The 16,849-nt window shown below is 62.9% G+C and carries 17 protein-coding genes; 10 read left to right on the forward strand and 7 right to left on the reverse strand.

The features are described 5' to 3' along the window. Positions 1-258: 258 nt before the first annotated feature. Positions 259-687, forward strand: a complete 429-nt coding sequence (locus tag ACE4RL_RS03395; protein ID WP_375599124.1) for an RrF2 family transcriptional regulator — start codon at positions 259-261, stop codon at positions 685-687. Positions 688-711: 24 nt separating this feature from the next. Here ACE4RL_RS03395 and purU read toward each other — a convergent pair whose 3' ends face one another. The 5 genes from purU to ACE4RL_RS03420 all read right to left on the reverse strand — a co-directional run bounded on the left by purU (position 712) and on the right by ACE4RL_RS03420 (position 5,949). Beyond that, entirely contained in the window at positions 712-1,566 is an 855-nt protein-coding gene (gene purU, locus ACE4RL_RS03400; protein WP_375599125.1) for a formyltetrahydrofolate deformylase, read from the reverse strand. Positions 1,567-1,885: 319 nt separating this feature from the next. Beyond that, positions 1,886-2,695, reverse strand: a complete 810-nt coding sequence (locus ACE4RL_RS03405) for an ABC transporter permease subunit (protein ID WP_375599126.1) — start codon at positions 2,693-2,695, stop codon at positions 1,886-1,888. A gap of 1 nt (position 2,696) precedes the next feature. After that, on the reverse strand, positions 2,697-3,650 hold the full coding sequence (locus ACE4RL_RS03410) for an ABC transporter permease subunit (RefSeq protein ID WP_375599127.1): 954 nt from the start codon (positions 3,648-3,650) through the stop codon (positions 2,697-2,699). Continuing rightward, positions 3,647-4,798: an ABC transporter ATP-binding protein gene (locus tag ACE4RL_RS03415; RefSeq protein ID WP_375599128.1), complete on the reverse strand. Its 1,152-nt coding sequence runs from the start codon at positions 4,796-4,798 to the stop codon at positions 3,647-3,649. Before ACE4RL_RS03415 ends, ACE4RL_RS03410 begins: the two co-directional genes overlap by 4 nt. Positions 4,799-4,857: 59 nt before the next feature. Next, positions 4,858-5,949: a polyamine ABC transporter substrate-binding protein gene (locus tag ACE4RL_RS03420; RefSeq protein ID WP_375599129.1), complete on the reverse strand. Its 1,092-nt coding sequence runs from the start codon at positions 5,947-5,949 to the stop codon at positions 4,858-4,860. A 443-nt stretch (positions 5,950-6,392) separates the two neighbouring features. On the opposite strand from ACE4RL_RS03420, the gene ACE4RL_RS03425 reads away from it, so the two are divergent. Both ACE4RL_RS03425 and ACE4RL_RS03430 read left to right on the forward strand, forming a co-directional pair. Then, the gene (locus ACE4RL_RS03425) at positions 6,393-7,328 is read left to right on the forward strand and encodes a pseudouridine-5'-phosphate glycosidase (RefSeq protein ID WP_375599130.1); all 936 of its coding nucleotides are present in this window, start codon (positions 6,393-6,395) and stop codon (positions 7,326-7,328) included. After that, positions 7,325-8,209: a carbohydrate kinase family protein gene (locus tag ACE4RL_RS03430; protein WP_375599131.1), complete on the forward strand. Its 885-nt coding sequence runs from the start codon at positions 7,325-7,327 to the stop codon at positions 8,207-8,209. The genes ACE4RL_RS03425 and ACE4RL_RS03430 overlap by 4 nt, the downstream gene beginning before the upstream one ends. A gap of 244 nt (positions 8,210-8,453) precedes the next feature. On the opposite strand, the gene ACE4RL_RS03435 is transcribed toward ACE4RL_RS03430, so the two are convergent. After that, entirely contained in the window at positions 8,454-9,263 is an 810-nt protein-coding gene (locus ACE4RL_RS03435; RefSeq protein ID WP_375599132.1) for a siderophore-interacting protein, read from the reverse strand. 110 nt (positions 9,264-9,373) lie between these two features. Here ACE4RL_RS03435 and ACE4RL_RS03440 point away from each other — a divergent pair, with 110 nt between their 5' ends. The 3 genes from ACE4RL_RS03440 to ACE4RL_RS03450 all read left to right on the forward strand — a co-directional run bounded on the left by ACE4RL_RS03440 (position 9,374) and on the right by ACE4RL_RS03450 (position 11,438). Further along, complete coding sequence (locus tag ACE4RL_RS03440) at positions 9,374-10,342, forward strand: zinc-binding dehydrogenase (protein WP_375599133.1); 969 nt, start codon at positions 9,374-9,376, stop codon at positions 10,340-10,342. 98 nt (positions 10,343-10,440) lie between these two features. After that, a complete protein-coding gene (locus tag ACE4RL_RS03445) occupies positions 10,441-10,965 on the forward strand; it encodes an HPP family protein (protein WP_375599134.1) in 525 nt (174 codons plus the stop codon). An 86-nt stretch (positions 10,966-11,051) separates the two neighbouring features. After that, the gene (locus ACE4RL_RS03450) at positions 11,052-11,438 is read left to right on the forward strand and encodes a VOC family protein (RefSeq protein WP_375600230.1); all 387 of its coding nucleotides are present in this window, start codon (positions 11,052-11,054) and stop codon (positions 11,436-11,438) included. Here ACE4RL_RS03450 and ACE4RL_RS03455 read toward each other — a convergent pair. Further along, positions 11,435-12,754, reverse strand: coding sequence for an NAD(P)H-dependent oxidoreductase (locus ACE4RL_RS03455; protein ID WP_375599135.1), 1,320 nt, complete (start codon positions 12,752-12,754; stop codon positions 11,435-11,437). The two genes, ACE4RL_RS03450 and ACE4RL_RS03455, sit on opposite strands and share 4 nt — an antisense overlap. Positions 12,755-13,093: 339 nt before the next feature. On the opposite strand from ACE4RL_RS03455, the gene ACE4RL_RS03460 reads away from it, so the two are divergent. The 4 genes from ACE4RL_RS03460 to ACE4RL_RS03475 all read left to right on the forward strand — a co-directional run bounded on the left by ACE4RL_RS03460 (position 13,094) and on the right by ACE4RL_RS03475 (position 16,733). Continuing rightward, entirely contained in the window at positions 13,094-13,384 is a 291-nt protein-coding gene (locus ACE4RL_RS03460; RefSeq protein WP_375599136.1) for a lipid asymmetry maintenance protein MlaB, read from the forward strand. After that, positions 13,381-13,746 (forward strand): response regulator, encoded by a 366-nt coding sequence (locus tag ACE4RL_RS03465; protein WP_165836720.1) that lies wholly within the window; start codon positions 13,381-13,383, stop codon positions 13,744-13,746. Before ACE4RL_RS03460 ends, ACE4RL_RS03465 begins: the two co-directional genes overlap by 4 nt. A gap of 41 nt (positions 13,747-13,787) precedes the next feature. After that, on the forward strand, positions 13,788-16,148 hold the full coding sequence (locus ACE4RL_RS03470) for a chemotaxis protein CheW (RefSeq protein ID WP_375599137.1): 2,361 nt from the start codon (positions 13,788-13,790) through the stop codon (positions 16,146-16,148). A gap of 96 nt (positions 16,149-16,244) precedes the next feature. Further along, complete coding sequence (locus tag ACE4RL_RS03475; RefSeq protein ID WP_375599138.1) at positions 16,245-16,733, forward strand: chemotaxis protein CheW; 489 nt, start codon at positions 16,245-16,247, stop codon at positions 16,731-16,733. Positions 16,734-16,849 lie beyond the last annotated feature (116 nt).

Below are 16,849 nucleotides of genomic sequence, written 5' to 3' on the forward strand. Positions count from 1 at the left end.
GTCGTGCCGCCCGCCCAGGCACCAGAAGATCAGCAAGTGACCGCCAGTGAGGCGCCTGGCGAAACCGCTGACACCGCTGACACCGCTGAAACGGGCGAGAATGGACCCCAAGCTGTTGGTGGTGACACCCCGGATGAACCGGGCAAGGCGGACGGGACAGACGAGGCTAACGCGGAGCAGCCAGAGGCGGGTGAGGCCGTGCCGACGGTCGAGCCGGAAAAGAAGGACTAGGGCGAAGAGCGCCCCGGGGGGGAGTGAATGATTTCGCAAAAGGCCAAATATGCCTTGCGGGCACTGGTATCGCTGGCGCGGGCCGGCAGGGGGCAGAGCCGGATGATCGGTGAGATTTCCAAGGATCAGGCGATCCCGAAGAAATTCCTCGAACAGATCCTGCTCGAATTGAAGCGGGCCGGCATCGTCAATTCGCGGCGCGGGCGGATGGGGGGCTATGAACTGCTCAAGGCGCCCGAAGAAATCACCTATGGCGAGGTGCTGCGGCTGATCGACGGGCCGATTGCGCCGCTGCCCTGCCTTTCAAAAATCGCCTACAAGAAATGCGTCGACTGCCAGGACGAAGGGTCCTGCGAAATCCGACATGTGTTCGAGCGGGTGACACTGGCGACCCGCGCCGTGCTCGACCGGACGAGCCTGGCGGACTCGCTCAATCTGGAAGACATCGCCGTCTAGACGGCATGGTCTTCCTGGCGCGCGTCAGCCGAACACCACCGTTTTCTTCCCGTTCAACATCACCCGGCTTTCCAGGTGCAGCTTGACGGCGCGGGCGAGAACGCGGCTTTCGATGTCGCGGCCTGCGGCGACCAGGTCATCGGGGCTCATGGCGTGGGTGACACGGGCGGTTTCCTGCTCGATGATCGGGCCTTCATCGAGATCCGGGGTCACGTAGTGTGCCGTCGCGCCGATGATCTTGACGCCACGCTCATGGGCCTGGTGATAGGGCTTGGCGCCCTTGAAGCTGGGCAGGAAGGAGTGGTGAATATTGATCACCTGTCCGAACAGGCGCGTGGACAGATTGTCCGAGAGCACCTGCATATAGCGGGCGAGCACCACCAGATCGGCACCGGTGGATTTGACGATCTCGAGCACCTGGGCTTCCTGGGCGGGTTTGGTATCTTTGGTGACGGGCAGATAATGGAAGGGTACACCGGCGTCTTCCGCAATCTTGCGGGCGTCTTCATGGTTGGAGACGATAGCGGCGACCTCGGCATCGAGCCAGCCGACGCGTATCTGGTAAAGCAGGTGCAGCAGCGTGTGGTCGAATTTACTGACCATGATGACGACGCGCTTCCTGTGGCTTTCGTCGCTGAGCGCGGTTTTCATGTCGAAGCGTTCGATGGGCGATTTAAGCGCCTTTTCGATGTTTTCGCGGTTGACGCCGTCCGGTGCAGCGAAGGCCAGGCGCATGAAGAAGCGGCCAGTCTCGCGGTCCCAGAACTGATTGCTCTCGGCGATATTGGCCTTGAGCGCCGCCAGCTCGGTGGTCACGGCGGCGACGATGCCGGGCCGGTCGGTGCAGGAAAGGGTCAGAACGAAATTGGCCGAGGACAAGGCGGGCCTCCCTAGGATTGGTCGGTCAGCGGTATCAATGGGTTGAGCGCTGCCGTCAAGCCTCGGGCTGCGCTGGTGGTCAACCGCGCAACAGAAAAGGGCCGTTCCTGCGAACGGCCCTTCCTGAGCTTATCGGCCTCGAACTGGCCGGGAGGCATGTGTTCTAGCCGAGATCACTCCCGCCCGACACATGAAAACCCAGACCTTCCTCAAGAGCCAAAATCTCATAAGACACTGGATCACCTCCTTTGCTTTGATTGAACATGGGCCGAGCTTGCCCGTGTTTCCCGGGCCTGTCCAGTCACGAAAAATTCGGGCTCTAGACTTGTCGGTTTTTCGGCTTACTGCGCAGCTGAACAATGGTTGCGGCCAGTACGCCCAGGGCAACAATGCCGATGATGATGGTCGCCAGGGCATTGACGTCGGGCGAGACGCCCAGGCGCACCTTGGAGAAGATCACCATGGGCAGGGTCGAGGAGCCGGGGCCTGAAACAAAGCTGGCGATGACCAGATCGTCGAGCGAGAGGGTGAAACCCAGCAGCCAGCCCGAGACCAGCGCCGGGGCGATGATGGGAAGGGTGACATCGAAGAAGGTGCGCACCGGCGAAGCGCCCAGGTCCATGGCTGCTTCTTCGAGACTACGGTCAAAGTCGGACAGGCGCGACTGCACCACGACACAGACATAGGCGGTGCAGAAGGTGGCGTGAGCGATAACGATGGTCAGCATGCCACGGCCTTGCGGCCAGCCCAGAAAGCCTTCCATGGCCACGAAGAGCAGCAGCAGCGAAAGGCCGGTGATCACGTCGGGCATGACCAATGGGGCCGAAACCATGCCGGCGAACAGCGTTCTTCCCCTGAACCGGCGAAAACGCACCAGCGCCACGGCAGCCAGCGTCCCCAGGACCAGGGCAATGCTGGCGCTGAGCGCGGCGATTTGCAGGCTCAGCCAGGCGGCCCCGAGCAATTGCGGATCGGAGAACAGCGCGCCGTACCATTTGGTCGAGAAACCGGACCAGACGGTGACCAGGCTCGATTCATTGAACGAGAAGATGACCAGCGAAACGATGGGCGCGTAGAGAAACGAGAAGCCCAAGGCCGCGGCGATGGGAAGGAACCAGCCCCGACGCATGCTATTTCTCCACCACTGCGCCCTGGGCGCGTTGCAACAGCATGATAGGCACCACCACCACGACCAGCATGGCCACCGCTACGGCCGAGGCGCGCGGCCAATTGGTGGCGCTGAAGAATTCGTCCCAGAGGACCCGGCCGATCATCAGCGTTTCCGGTCCGCCCAGCAGCGAGGGAATGACGAATTCACCAATGGCCGGAATGAACACCAGCATCGAGCCGGCAATGATGCCGGGCAGCGAGAGCGGCAGGGTGACGAAAAGGAAAGTGTGAATGGGCCGCGCGCCCAGGTCGGCCGAGGCTTCGAACAGCGAAACGTCGAGCTTCACCAGCGTGGTGTAGAGCGGCAGGATCATGAAGGGCAGATAGGTGTAAACAATGCCCACATAGACCGCGAAATCTGTCTGCATCATCACCAAAGGCTCAACGCCGAACAGTCCCAGGAACTGGTTGATCACGCCATTGCCGCGCATGAAACCTGTCAACGCATAGACGCGCAGCAGGAAGGACGTGAAGAAGGGCAGCACCACCAGCATGAGCAGGATATTGCGCCAGCGATCGGGTGCGCGGGCAATGGCATAGGCCATCGGGTAGCCGACCAGAAGCGTGATAATAGTGGCAATGGCCGCGATGCGGATCGAACTGAGATAGGCCGCGACATAAAGATTGTCGGTGAACAGGCGGATATAGTTATTCAGATGCAGGGTCAGCTGCACCATGCCGTCTTCGCTGGTCAACAGCGGCGTGTAGGGCGGGCGGCCGAATTGCTTGCTGGTCAGCGAAATGCCGAACACCACCGCCAGGGGCACCAGAAAGAAGACCAACAGCCAGAGCAGCGGCGCGATCAGCACCAGCATGCGGCCGGTAATGCCGACCCGGGCCAGGCCACGCTCGACGGCATTCCAGGGCTTGAGCCGCCGCGGCGGGGGGATGGTGGGATCGCGGGCGGTCGTCATGAGGTCAGCACCGAGCCGGCGTCTTCGTCCCAGCTGACATAGACGGTTTCTTCCCAGGTGATGGCGTCGGGGTTGCCGCGCACCGAATTGGTCTGGCTGACGCGAAGGCGCTTACCGCTTTCCAGCGCGATCTGGTAAACCGAGATATCGCCCAGATAGGCAATCTCCTCGACAATGCCGGTGGCGACATTGGCGCCATTCAGACCTGCGGGTTTCTCGCGGCTCAGGACCATTTTTTCGGGGCGGATGGCCCACCAGAGACGCTGTTCGGGCGCGCAATCGACGCCATGCCCGACATAGATATCGCAGCCCAGTTCGCTTGAGCGGATGCGGATATGGTCGGGCTCGTCCTCGGAGACGACGCCTTCAACCATATTGGCCGAGCCAATGAAATTGGCGACAAAGCGCGAATTGGGGAATTCGTAGATGTCGGTGGGCTCGCCCACCATGACGATCTCGCCCTGGTTCATCACCCCGATGCGGGTGGCGAGCGTCATGGCCTCTTCCTGGTCATGGGTGACCACGATGAAGGTGACGCCAAGGCTTTCCTGGATCTTGACCAACTCGAACTGGGTTTCCTCGCGCAGCTTCTTGTCCAGCGCGCCGAGGGGTTCGTCGAGCAGCAGCAGCTTGGGCCGCTTGGCAAGGGCCCGGGCCAGGGCCACGCGCTGGCGCTGGCCGCCGGACAATTGATGCGGCTTGCGTTTGCCATAATCCTCGAGCTTGACCAGTGCGAGCAGTTCTTCGACGCGGGCATTGATCTCGGCGCGGGGCAGGCCATCGCGTTTGAGGCCATAGGCGATGTTCTGTTCGACCGACATATGCGGGAACAGCGCATAGGACTGGAACATCATATTGACCGGCCGATCATAGGGCGGCACGGCCGTCATATCCTGACCGTCGATCTCTATGGCGCCGGAGGTGGGATTTTCAAAGCCCGCCAGCATGCGCAGCAAGGTCGACTTGCCCGAGCCCGAGCCGCCAAGCAGACAGAACAGCTCGGATTTGTAGATGTCGAGCGAAACATCGTCGACGGCGATGATGTCGCCGAATTTCTTTGAGACGTTTCTGATCCGCACAAAGGGCTTGTTGTTGGCCGTGTCGCGCCATGGACGCGTATCGATGGCGAGTTGGGGCTTTTTGGCCATGTGCGCTCTCTGAAGCAGTTTGGAGCCGGGGGCGGCGGACCACCCCCGGCTGAACAGGATTACTGGCCGGTTTTGATGCGGGTCCAGGTGCGGGTCAGCACTTCCTCGTAATCGGGGGAGTGTGCCTGCATCACAAAGGCCTTTTCGATGGTCTCGGCGGGCGGGTAAATGCCCGGGTTCGACTTGACCTCTTCATCCACGAATTCCAGCGCCGGCAGGTTGGGGTTGGCGTAGAACACGTAGTTGGTGATCTCGGCAACCACTTCGGGACGCAGGATGTAGTCAATGAACAAGTGCGCATTTTCCGGATGCGGCGCATCGGCGGGAATGGCCAGGAAGTCAAACAGGGTGGCCGCGCCTTCCTTGGGGATCAGGTAGGTCACCTCAACGCCCTGTCCGGCCGCTGCGGCGGCATCGGCGGCGATGAAGATGTCACCCGAATAGCCCAGTGCCAGGCAGATTTCGCCATTGCCCAGATCGTCGATATATTGCGAGGAGTGGAAATAGCGGATCGAGGGCTTGATGGAATTCATCAGCGCTTCGGCTGCTGCCAGGTCTTCCTCACTCTCGGAATTGGGGTCGAGGCCGAGATAGTGCAGGGCAATGCCCATCACTTCAGAGGGGCTATCGAGCACGGCGACGCCGCAGCCGGCGAGCTTCTCGACGACTTCGGGCTTGAACAGCAGGTCCCAGCTTTCCAGATCCGCATCGGGGCCCAGGGCCTCGGTCACCTTGGCGGTGTTGTAGCCCAGGCCGATGGTGTTGATCATATAGGGCACGGCATGGGCATTGTCCGGGTCCTGCTTGGCGGCGGTTGCCATCACGGCGGGGTCGAGGTTGCCCAGATTGGTCAGCTTGGACTTGTCGAGTTCGAGGATCAGGCCGGCCTGAATCTGGCGCTCGAGGAAGTTGCCGGAGGGGACGACGATGTCATATCCGGAATTGCCGGCGAGCAGCTTGGCGTCGACGATCTCGTTATTGTCGTAGACGTCGTAATTGACCTTGATGCCGGTTTCCGCCTCGAAATTGGCGATGGTGTCCTCGGCAATATAGTCGGACCAATTGTAGACGTTGAGCACCGGCTCCTCCTGCGCAAAGGCAGGGCTCGCAGCCAGAACAGCGCCAAGGGCAATGGCGAGCGACTTTTTCATCAGTAGGGTCTCCTCAGGGGAATTGGTAGAGGCGATTGGTGTCCAATGGGACCACCGGTTCGAGGCGGCGGGCGCCGGTTTCGCGGAAAGAGCCGCGGCTCAACCCCGGAGCCTCATCTTGGAGACCCCGGAAATGGGATGAAACTGAACTGGATATGCGCCAAAGGGCGGCGCTGACTTGCGCCTGGGTCATTCGCTGCGATCAACCCCGAAGCGGGGGCGTATCGAGGCGCGTCCGGCGCGCCGTCAATCATGGATCTCACCAGCGAACAGACCTTTCCCTCTCAAAAGACTGAGGCAAATTATCGTCAAACCTAAGGCCCGACAAGGCTATGCCGCCGCAGATTTTTGCGGGACTTGACCACATAGTTGCCGGGGCGCACAAGCTCGGCCAATTCACGGTCGCGCTCTGCGCCACCTGCTGTTCTGGAGTTGTCTATCTTATGAGTGCAAAAGCCTATCTGTCCGTATCCAGCGAAGTCGAAGCCGCACTGGCTGCCGGCAAGCCGGTGGTGGCGCTTGAATCCACCATCATCACCCACGGCATGCCCTATCCGCAGAACCTGGCGATGGCGCAAGAGGTGGAGGCCGTGGTGCGTGACAATGGTGCGGTACCGGCCACCATAGCCATCATGGACGGACGGCTGTGCGTGGGCATTTCGGGCGATGACCTCAAGCGCCTTGCCGAGGAAGGTCATTCGGCGGCCAAAGCCAGCCGGCGCGATCTTGCCAACCTCCTGGCCCGCAAGGTTCTGGCCGGCACGACGGTTGCCACGACCATGCAGATCGCCGCACTGGCGGGCATCCGCATCTTTGCCACGGGCGGCATTGGCGGGGTGCATCGGGGCGCCGAAGACAGCTTCGATATTTCGGCCGACCTTGAGGAGCTGGGACGCACGCCGGTGGCAGTGATCTGCGCAGGCGCCAAGTCGATCCTCGATATCGCCAAGACGCTCGAAGTGCTCGAAACCAATGGCGTGCCGGTGCTCGGCTTCGGCACCGAAGACTTTCCTGCCTTCTGGGCGCGCACCAGCGGGCACATGGTCGATCAGCGGGTCGAAAATGCCGAGGAGGCCGCCGCGATCCTGGCCATCCAGTCTGATCTGGATATGGGTGGTGTCTTGATCGCCAATCCCATCCCCGAGGCCGATGCCTGGGAGGCCTCGGCCATTGAAAGCTTTATTGCCCAGGCGCTGGCCGATGCAGAGACGCAGGGCATCAAGGGCAAGGCGACGACGCCCTTCCTGTTGCAGCGCATCTTCGAGTTGACCGGTGGCAAGTCGCTGGAGAGCAATATCGCGCTGGTCAAGAACAACGCCAGGGTTGCTGCCGAGATCGCCGTGGCGCTTTCGGCCTTGCGGACAACGCGCCTGGCATGACCGCGCGAGTATTGGTGGTCGGCGATGTGATGACCGACATCATCGTGCGGCCCGAAGGACCCATCGTGCCCGGCTCGGACCGGCGGGCCGAGATTCGCAACCGGCCGGGCGGTTCGGGCGCAAACCAGGCCGTCTGGTTGGGGGCAGCTGGGGCCGGCGTGCTGTTTGCCGCCCGGGTCGGGACCAGCGATCGTGCCATGTATGAGAACTATTTCCGCGGTCGGGGTGTCGTGCCGGTACTGGCTGGCGATCCCGACCTGCCCTCCGGTGTGCTGGTGACAATCCTGGATCCCTCGGGTGAGCGCAGTTTTCTGACCGATCGCGGCGCCAATCTCAACCTTGGTACGGACGACCTGCCGGAAACCCTGCTCGAGGGTGTCGGGCTGGTGCTGGTCTCGGGCTATAGCTTCTTTGCCGCGGGACCGCGAATTGCCGTCAAGGGATTGCTCAGGGCCGCGCGGTCCAAAGGTGTGCCGGTCGCCATTGACCCGGCCTCGACAGGGTTTCTTCAAGAGGTTGGACCACAGCTCTTCCTCGATTGGGTGGGCCAGGCCGAATGGCTGTTCGCCAATGAGAGCGAAGCGGAACTCTTGTCCGGACAGGCTGAGTTCGACGCCCAGATGCGCGTGCTGGGCGAGCAGTTTTCCCATGTCGTGATCAAGCGCGGCCAGTTCGGGGCGGCGCTGGGCGGGCGCGATGGCGAGGCGTTCAGCCAGGCTGCGCCAGTGGTCAAAGTGGTCGACACCACGGGGGCAGGCGACGCCTTTGCGGCAGGCTTCGTTGCGGCGTTGCTGCGCGGGGAAAGCGTGGACGCTTGTCTGGCAGCGGGCATTGCCGGGGGCGCCAAGGCCGTGCAATTCGTGGGCGGGCAACCGCAATAGAACTGCGGTTCTCTGCCTCATCACTGGGCTGTTCCGGCAATCCATCGGCGCTGGTCATTTCGTGGGCCGCCCGGACCACCCCATTGCAGAGCGTGGGACTGTTCAGCGCGAGCGTGAATATCTGAGTTCCGAGCATAGCTCTCGAGCCCCTGCGGGACGGCCCTGCCTCTCGAACTTAGCTCTCGCGGCCTTCTCGCCTTAAATCGCGCCACTGGCGCGATTTCCCCTGCGGGAGGGCTCGAAGTCAGTGATCCTCTTGTGCGTCGGCGATGCCCAGATGCCAATAGCCGGCGGCCTTGACCCATTCGGGGTTGAAGCCGCGTTCCTCAAGCAGATGCGCCTTTACGGCGCGGGCCATGTTCACTTCGCCAGCGACATAGGCATAGGCGTCCCCTTGCGGAAAAATGGCGGCGGCCACCGCGTCGCGGACGAGGCTGGTGGTCCCGGCAGCGGCGCCATTGCGGTGCACATATTGCAGCGTGAGATTGGCCCGGGTTGCAAAGGTCTGTTGTTCGGCCTCGTTCTCGACCTCAATGATGGCGAGCACCGGCGAGCCCTCGGGCAATTCCTCAATGCGGCGACCGATGGCGGGCAGAGCGGTTTCGTCGCCGGCCAGCAGATACCAGTCGAAGGCGATCGGCACTAGCTGGCTACCCCGCGGTCCGCCGATCACCAGCGTATCGCCCGATTGCGCCGCCGCAGCCCAGCCCGAGGCGGGGCCGTCACCATGCAGCACGAAATCGAGGTCGATCCAGCCCTCATCCACGCTCCAGAAGCGCGGGGTGTAATCGCGCATCTCGCGCCGGGTGCCGGGCGGGAACTGGGCGCCATTGGGGCCCACTGGCGGCAATTGGTGCGGCGTGCCGTCGGGGAAAAAGAAGGCCTTGATGTGGTCGGCATGGCCGGGTGAGACAAAGCCGGTCATGTCACCGTTGAGGCGGATGCGGCGCATCAGAGGCGTGATATCCGTGATCCCGGACACCGTCAGCAGGCGAAGCCTGGTGTCGTGGCGGAGGCGCTGGATGACGCGGGATTGGGCGGTGGTCTCGGGCATTGTCTATCCTGACTTTATTGATCAGGAATTAGCGAAGAGAATTCGGCGTGGCAAGGTTGACGTAAGCGTCAGCTCGCCTATCTCTGCCGCACATGACAACGGAGATGAACATGAAGCGCGCCGTCTACACCGAGTTCGGCAAGCCCGAAACCGTCCTCACCACAGAGGAAAGTGCGCGCCCGGAGCCCGGGCCAGGCGAGGTCCTGGTGCGCATGGTGCTCTCGCCCGTGCACAATCACGACTTGATGACCATTGCCGGCCAATATGGTCACAAGCCCGCGCTTCCGGCGGTGCCGGGAACCGAGGCCGTCGGCGTTGTCGAGGTGCTGGGCGAGGGTGTCGAGAACCTGCAAGTCGGGCAGCGGGTTGCCGGCGGCGCTCAGAACAGCTGGGCCGAATATTATCTTGCCGATGCGCGCCGGGTTGTTCCGGTCCCTGACAGCGTCGACGATGCCACGGCCTGTCAGCTCGTCTCCATGCCGCTCAGCGCCAAGATGCTGCTCGATACGCTGGGCGTCGAGGCGGGACAGTGGATTGCGCTCAACGCCGCCAATGGAGCGGTGGGCAAGCTGGTTGCGCAGTACGGCGCCGCCTTGGGCATCAAGGTGCTCGGGCTGGTGCGCCGGGCGGAGGCTGTCCAGGAGATGGCAGCACTCGGGTTCGACACCGTGGTCGCGACAGAAGGCGAGGCTTGGCAGGAAAAGGCGCGTGCCATCACCGGTGGTGCGCCGATCGTGCGGGGCGTTGAATCTCTGGGCGGCAAGGGGGCGGCGCAGTTGCTGAGCATCCTCAGCGATGGTGCCGAGTTGATCAGCTTTGGAGCCATGACGGCCCGTCCGCTGGAAATCTCTGCTGGCGATCTCTTGTTTCGCGGCATCACGGTCAAAGGCTTCTGGGCCGCTAACCCACCAGTCAAGCCGGAGCGGATCGGCCAATTGCTCGGCGAACTGGTTGCCGATGCCGCGCAGGGAAAACTCAAGATGGCGATCGAGGCCAGCTATCCGATCGATGCCATCGCGGAAGCCGTGACAGCCAGCGGCGTGCCGGGCCGCAAGGGAAAGATCGCCATACACGGCTAGGTTTTACCAGCAGGCGCTGCGCTGGCGTCTCCAAGGGCTGACAGCACGGACGGGGTTTGCCTATATGGGCAGACCCCTTTTTCCTGCGCAGTTGACCAATGCACCCCCTGATTGCCCGTTTCATGGCCCGGCACGAACCCCGCAAGGATTGGCGGGTACATGCCAAGTCTGCGGCAGCCACGGCAGCGGCGGTTACCTTGATCGGCTATCTATCGGCGGTTACGGGCCTGCCCCTGCTGCTGGCGCCGCTGGCCCCTACGGCGCTGGTGATTTTCGGGCAACCTGAATCGCCCAATGCGCAGCCGATCAATATCTTTGCCGGCTATCTCATTGGCACGGTGGTGGCGGTGCTGGCGATGTCCGTGGTGCCCGAACCGTTCTGGCTGGCAACGCTCTGCGTGGGCGTCGTGATGCTGATCATGCTGGCGCTGCGCGTCACCCATCCACCGGCGGCGGCCATCCCCCTGTTGACGCTGACCGGCCGGGTGGACGCGCTGACCCTGTTTGTCGTGCTGTTCCTGGCCTGCCTGCTGCTGGTGGTTATGGGCACCATATTGCATCGCCTGCCGCCACAAAGGCGGCGCTACCCGCTGCCGCTGGCCGAGGAAGTGGAGAAAGAGTGAGCGTCCGGCGCTGCTGACAGGGTCTGGCGCAGGGCGAGATTAGCTGCGCAAGCACGTGCAGAAGTTGAAAGGAGGCCGACATGTCCATCATCAGCCACATCACCCTGGGAACCAATGACAAGACCCGTTCGGCGGCCTTTTACGATGCCGTGCTCGGCGTGCTGGGGTTCGAGCGCCTTGCCAAGCCGCCGGAAAAGCCGCTGGCTTATGAAAAGAACGGGCAGATGCCCACGATCTACCTCTACACCCCGGAAGACGGGCGGCCTGCGACCTGGGGCAATGGCACCCATGTCGCGCTGATCGCCGAGAGCGCGGCGCAGGTGGAGCAGTTTCACGCGCTGGCTCTACAACATGGTGGCAGCGACGAAGGCGCGCCGGGACCGCGCCCGCATTACGGGCCGAACTATTTCGCCGCCTATGTGCGCGACCCCGATGGCAACAAGCTGCAGGCGGTCTGCTACGCGGCCGCCTAGACGGAGAGCCGAAGCATACGATCCTGCTCCTGCCGGAGGGCAAAGAGCCGGGTCGTCACGTCCGGTTGGGCGTTCGCGCTGGTGATGAGTTCCCCCTTTTTCACCGGCGCCGTCACCTTGCCGCCTTCGAGCAGACCCACCGGCAGGGCGCCGGCGGCGCGGGCATCGGTGACGGTCATGGCAAAGGAGCGATAGCAGGTCTCGCCAATGGCATCGAGCGCCTCGCCGGGCTGCAGATCGCGCTTGGCGACGGCGCAGACTTCGGCCACCGGGCGGGGCAGGGGGACCATGTCCGGCTTGCCGGTGAGCATGATGCGGGCGCAGGTCAGCGGGACTTCGAGGCTGGTCAGGTGATAGGGCCGGAAGAAGCCGTAATAGGGCCCGTGCCCGATGTGCAGATCATCCATGCGCTCGATGATGCGCGGATGAGTGGCCTTGACGATGACGAACACACCCGGCGCCACGCCCTTGCCAATCGTGAAATCCACGACGCCAGACGAATTGAGAATGCCGCCATCGGCTTTGGGAATGAGTACCTTTGCCATGTCGTCACGATCGGTGGACGGACCGTGCATGCCCGGCACGTCGGGAACAAGGCCGGTGGCATTGGCAATGGCGGTCATTTCTACCGCGGTCTTGGAGCCATCGACGAACTCGACCAGCATGCGCGGGTTCATCTTGCGACGCGTGGCTTCCTCGCGATAGTCGTCGGGGACGGCATCATGCTTCAAGGGATTGTTCTTGCCCTTGCCGGCAGCAACGATGTCGAGGCCAAGGGCCGACACGAATTCGATCAGTTCCATGCAGGAGCTCGGCTCGTCCCCGGCACCCACCGAATACACCACGCCGAGCTTGTCGGCCTGGGCCTTGAGGTATGGCCCGATGGTCACGTCGGCCTCGACATTCATCATCACCAGATGCTTGCCATGTTCCATGGCCAGCAGGTCGTAATCGGCGGCGACGCCCGGCTTGCCGGTGGCGTCGATCACCACATCGATATTGGGGGTGGTGACCAGCGTCTCGGCCGAGGTGATGGCAATCTTGCCCGCCTCGATGGCTGCGGTGGCGGCGCCGGGCGTGTCGCAGACCTTGCCCATCGTGTCCTCGCCATAGGCGATGGTCATGGCATCGAGCGCAGTATGGGGCCGGCGGGTGGCGATGGCCGCCATTTCGATGCCGGTCATCAGGCTCATCTGGGTGACGAGATCGGTGCCCATCTCGCCCGAGCCGATCACCCCGACGCGAATGGTCTTGCCGTCTGCGGCGCGCTGGGCGAGGTCACGGGCAAGGCCGGTCAGGGCGATCTTTGAGGGCATGGGGCGGTCCAGTTCTGGTATCGCGCCTGCGATAACCCCGTGTGAGGGCGGGAGCAAGGATTGTGTTGGGGTCGGAGGTGCGGCCAAGCCCTGTGAGCTGCGCTACGAGCTGCCCTGCGAGCGTAGCTCTTCGGGCCTATGACCCTCCAACCGCGCCACTGGCGCGTTTGGCCGCGATGCGGACGCCCAGCCTTTCGAGCGTAGCTCTCAAGGCCTATTCGGCTCGGTTCGCTCCACTGGAGCGCTCCGTCCCTTCGGGCACGCCTCATAGTTAGCAATTCTTAAACCGTTGGGGCTGAATATGCAGCTTGGAGAAAACTCCGGGGGCACCTTTACGAAATGGCCAAGCAAACCCTGCAGACGGTCGCCTTGCCTGAAATCATCGACCTTGATTCGATCGATGGCATTCGCGACCAGTTGATCGACGCCCTGGAAGAGGGACCGGTCGCGGTCCAGGCCGGAGCGGTCGAGCGGGTTTCGACCAATGCGCTGCTGCTGCTGATCAGCGCCGCCGAGACAGCCCGGAGACACCATTTTGAGTTTACTATTGAAGCGCCGAGCGCGGCCATGAGCGCCGCGATCGAGCGGCTGGGCCTTGATGCCCAGCTTTCAGGGATGATGAGACAATGACGCTGCGGGTACTTACGGTCGACGATTCCAGGACCATCCTGGCCATGCTGCATCACACGCTGAGCAATGCCGGCTTCGAGGTGCTGCAGGCCGAAGACGGCAAGCAGGGCCTGGATGTGCTCAGGAGCCAGGATGTGGACGTGGTGATCACCGACATCAACATGCCGGTGATGGACGGGATCGAGTTCATCAAGAACGTCCGAGCCACCGGTCAGCACAATTCCCTTCCCATCCTCATCCTGACCACCGAGACCAGCCAGGACAAACGCGACCAGGGCAAGGCCGCCGGCGGTACCGGCTGGATCGTCAAGCCATTCGACCCGGAAAAGCTGATTTCGGTCATCAATCGCGTCGTGCACTAAACCAAGAACAGTCCGGGCCCAGAAGGGTTGAAAGCGTAAGAATGAGTGATCTCGACGACTTCAAGGCCACCTATTTCGACGAATGCTCCGAGCTTCTGACCGAGCTCGAGGAACAGTTTGCCGCCATTGAAGAGGGCGAGCGCGGGGCAGACCGCCTCAATGCCGTGTTCCGTGCCATTCACTCGATCAAGGGCGGCGCCGGGGCCTTTGGCTTTACCGCACTGGTGGGCTTCGCCCATGCTTACGAGACCCTGCTCGACTATGTGCGCGACGGCCGGATCGAATTGACCGACGATGTCGTGGTGCTGTGCATCCGCGCCAACGATATTGTCGCCGACCATGTCAACGCTGCCCAGTCGGGCGAGGACCTGCCGGCCGATTATGGCGCCGAGGAAAAGGCCCGCTTCGATGCCCTGGCCCTTGGTGAAACGGCATCGGACGGCACCGGCGAGGGTGAGACGGACGGGGAGATCGTCGAGGAGTTCGACATCGACTTCACCCCGGTCATGGTCAACCTTGATGCTCCCAAGGCCGACGGCGAGGCGCCGGTGGAAGACGTCTTCGAAGCACCCCCGATGACCGCCGCCGAGGGGCAGTGGGAGATCCGCTTCACGCCGCATCGCGCGCTCTACGCCCGGGCCAATGATCCGCTGCTGCTGTTCCGCGAACTGGCGGCGCTGGGCGAGATGAAGGTACGGGCGATCCTGGACCAGGTGCCGCCGCTTTCCGATTTCGAGCCCTTCGGCGTCTATTGCGCCTGGGAAATCACCCTGGTGGCGCCGGGCCTGGCCGAAGATGCCATTCGCGAAGTGTTCGAATTTGTCGATGGCGATTGCGATATCGTCATTGCCCAGGCCGGCGCCGTTCCCGGCTTCACCCAGGAAGCCGACGCTGGTGCCGAAACCGCCGTCACCGCGGCCAGCGATGAGCCGGACCTGTCGAGCCTATTGGCGCTGACCGAAGAAGAGGTGGCGGCCCCCGCAGAGCCGGTTGCGCCCCTCGCCAGCTTCGCGCCAGAGCCGCCGCAAGCCGAAGTGGGCCAGCAGGACAATTTCGAGGAAGCGCCCGGCCTCAGCTTTGCGGCTCTGGCCGACGAGATCGCGACGGCGCCCGCGGCCAAGCCCGAAAAGTCGGCTGCTGCGGCCGCACCAACAGTGGCGCCCGCCGCCAGGCCTGCCGCAGGTGTTGCCAGCGACAGCGAAGAGAGCGGCGGCCGTTCGGTCGGCGTGCAGTCGATCCGCGTCGATCTCGACAAGGTGGACCGAGTGGTCAACATGGTGGGCGAACTGGTCATCACCCAGTCCATGCTGACCCAGCAGATGGATGAAACCCTGCGCGCCCGCTATACCGAATTGGTGCGCGGTCTTGAGGTGCTCGCCCAGACCACGCGAGGCCTGCAGGATTCGGTGATGGCGATCCGCGCCCAGCCGGTGAAATCGGTGTTCAGCCGTATGCCGCGCCTGGTGCGCGAACTGGCCACCAAAACGTCCAAGAAAATCAAGCTTGAAACGATTGGTGAGAATACCGAGATCGACAAGACTGTCATCGAGCAGCTATCCGATCCGCTCACCCATATGATCCGTAATTCGGCGGACCATGGCATTGAGAGCCCGGAAAAGCGCCTTGCCGCCGGCAAGCCGGAATCGGGCACCATCCGCCTTTCGGCTGAGCAGGCGGGCGGCAATATCCTGATCATCGTCGAGGATGATGGCGCCGGCATCAATCGCGAGCGCGTGCTGGGCCTGGCGCGGGATAAGGGCATTGTCGCCCCCGACGTCACCCCCACCGACGAGCAGATCGATCAGCTGATCTTTGCTCCGGGCTTTTCGACTGCTGAGGCCGTGAGCGATATTTCGGGCCGCGGCGTGGGCATGGATGTGGTGCTTTCCAATATCAAGAAGATCGGCGGCTCGGTGCATGTGCGCAGCTGGACAGGCAAGGGCACGCGCATGACCCTGCGGCTGCCACTGACCCTGGCCGTGCTCGACGTCATGCTGGTCAAGGTGGGTGGCGGTCCCTATGTGGTGCCGCTTTCCTCGATCGTGGAAACCATACAATGCAGCCGGGCCAGCTTCGAGCGCGTGCCTTCGGGCGGACGCGTGCTGCAGGTGCGGGGCGAATATGTGCAGGTCATCGACCTGGCGCAGCGCTTCGAGCTCACCAGCCAGCAGAACCCGGACGACCAGTTCGTGGTCCTGTGCGAGGCCGAGGGCAACCAGAAGGTGGCACTGGTGGTGGACGACATCATCGGCCAGCAGCAGGTGGTCATCAAATCGCTCGAGGAGAATTTCGAGAGCGTGGACGGCATCGCCGGCGGCACCATCCTGGGCGACGGCAATGTGGCGCTGATCGTGGATGTGCAGGGGCTCAGAACCACCCATCTGCATCAGAACGCGGCCTAAGGGCCGCACCGCGGAGCCCGTTAACACATTGGCGTCGATTGACGCATTAGACTGGAAGAAAGCGCCCAGGACGGGCGGGATGAAAAGGCGAGAAAGATGGAAGCGCTGAGCCTTCGCGATGACATGAGCGACAAGACCGCCGCGGCCGGTCAGAACACCCTGCAATTGATCGCCTTTTCGATCGGCGAACAGACCTATGGCGTGGAGATCACCACGGTGCGCGAGATCCGCGCCTGGAACGGTGCAACGCCCTTGCCCAATACCCGCGAATTCGTGCGCGGCGTGATCAATCTGCGCGGCACCATCGTGCCGATCTTCGACTTGCGCGCCCGCTTCGGTGATGGCCAGACCTCGCCCACCAAGAACCATGTGGTGGTGGTGATGAGCGTGGGTGACAAATGGGTCGGCATCCTGGTCGATGCGGTCAGCGACATTCTCACCGTCAATCGCGACGAAATCCACAATGTGCCCGAGGGCAATTCGATCGACACGGAACTCCTCAACGGCATCGTCACCCATGATAGCCGCATGGTCGGGCTGATCGACCTGCATGCCGTGGTCTCCGGCGCCAAGATGGACGGCTAACGGCCGGCCCTTTTTTCGCATGTGAGTTTGAACGGGGCGCCGCAAGGCGCCCTTTGCCTATGCGGCGTGTCCAATGGAGTGCGGCGCCACCAGCGTGCTTTAGCCGACCCGGCGGG

The organism is Devosia polycyclovorans (assembly GCF_042181575.1).
Taxonomy (GTDB): Bacteria; Pseudomonadota; Alphaproteobacteria; order Rhizobiales; family Devosiaceae; genus Devosia; species Devosia polycyclovorans.

Excerpts from the sequence above, each read along its gene's own strand:
- ACE4RL_RS03395 (WP_375599124.1), top strand. The coding sequence starts at position 259 with ATGATTTCGCAAAAGGCCAAATATGCCTTGCGGGCACTGGTATCGCTG.
- ACE4RL_RS03405 (WP_375599126.1), bottom strand. The coding sequence starts at position 2,695 with ATGCGTCGGGGCTGGTTCCTTCCCATCGCCGCGGCCTTGGGCTTCTCG.
- ACE4RL_RS03410 (WP_375599127.1), bottom strand. The coding sequence starts at position 3,650 with ATGACGACCGCCCGCGATCCCACCATCCCCCCGCCGCGGCGGCTCAAG.
- ACE4RL_RS03415 (WP_375599128.1), bottom strand. The coding sequence starts at position 4,798 with ATGGCCAAAAAGCCCCAACTCGCCATCGATACGCGTCCATGGCGCGAC.
- ACE4RL_RS03420 (WP_375599129.1), bottom strand. The coding sequence starts at position 5,949 with ATGAAAAAGTCGCTCGCCATTGCCCTTGGCGCTGTTCTGGCTGCGAGC.
- ACE4RL_RS03425 (WP_375599130.1), top strand. The coding sequence starts at position 6,393 with ATGAGTGCAAAAGCCTATCTGTCCGTATCCAGCGAAGTCGAAGCCGCA.
- ACE4RL_RS03430 (WP_375599131.1), top strand. The coding sequence starts at position 7,325 with ATGACCGCGCGAGTATTGGTGGTCGGCGATGTGATGACCGACATCATC.
- ACE4RL_RS03435 (WP_375599132.1), bottom strand. The coding sequence starts at position 9,263 with ATGCCCGAGACCACCGCCCAATCCCGCGTCATCCAGCGCCTCCGCCAC.
- ACE4RL_RS03440 (WP_375599133.1), top strand. The coding sequence starts at position 9,374 with ATGAAGCGCGCCGTCTACACCGAGTTCGGCAAGCCCGAAACCGTCCTC.
- ACE4RL_RS03445 (WP_375599134.1), top strand. The coding sequence starts at position 10,441 with ATGCACCCCCTGATTGCCCGTTTCATGGCCCGGCACGAACCCCGCAAG.
- ACE4RL_RS03455 (WP_375599135.1), bottom strand. The coding sequence starts at position 12,754 with ATGCCCTCAAAGATCGCCCTGACCGGCCTTGCCCGTGACCTCGCCCAG.
- ACE4RL_RS03460 (WP_375599136.1), top strand. The coding sequence starts at position 13,094 with ATGGCCAAGCAAACCCTGCAGACGGTCGCCTTGCCTGAAATCATCGAC.
- ACE4RL_RS03465 (WP_165836720.1), top strand. The coding sequence starts at position 13,381 with ATGACGCTGCGGGTACTTACGGTCGACGATTCCAGGACCATCCTGGCC.
- ACE4RL_RS03470 (WP_375599137.1), top strand. The coding sequence starts at position 13,788 with ATGAGTGATCTCGACGACTTCAAGGCCACCTATTTCGACGAATGCTCC.
- ACE4RL_RS03475 (WP_375599138.1), top strand. The coding sequence starts at position 16,245 with ATGGAAGCGCTGAGCCTTCGCGATGACATGAGCGACAAGACCGCCGCG.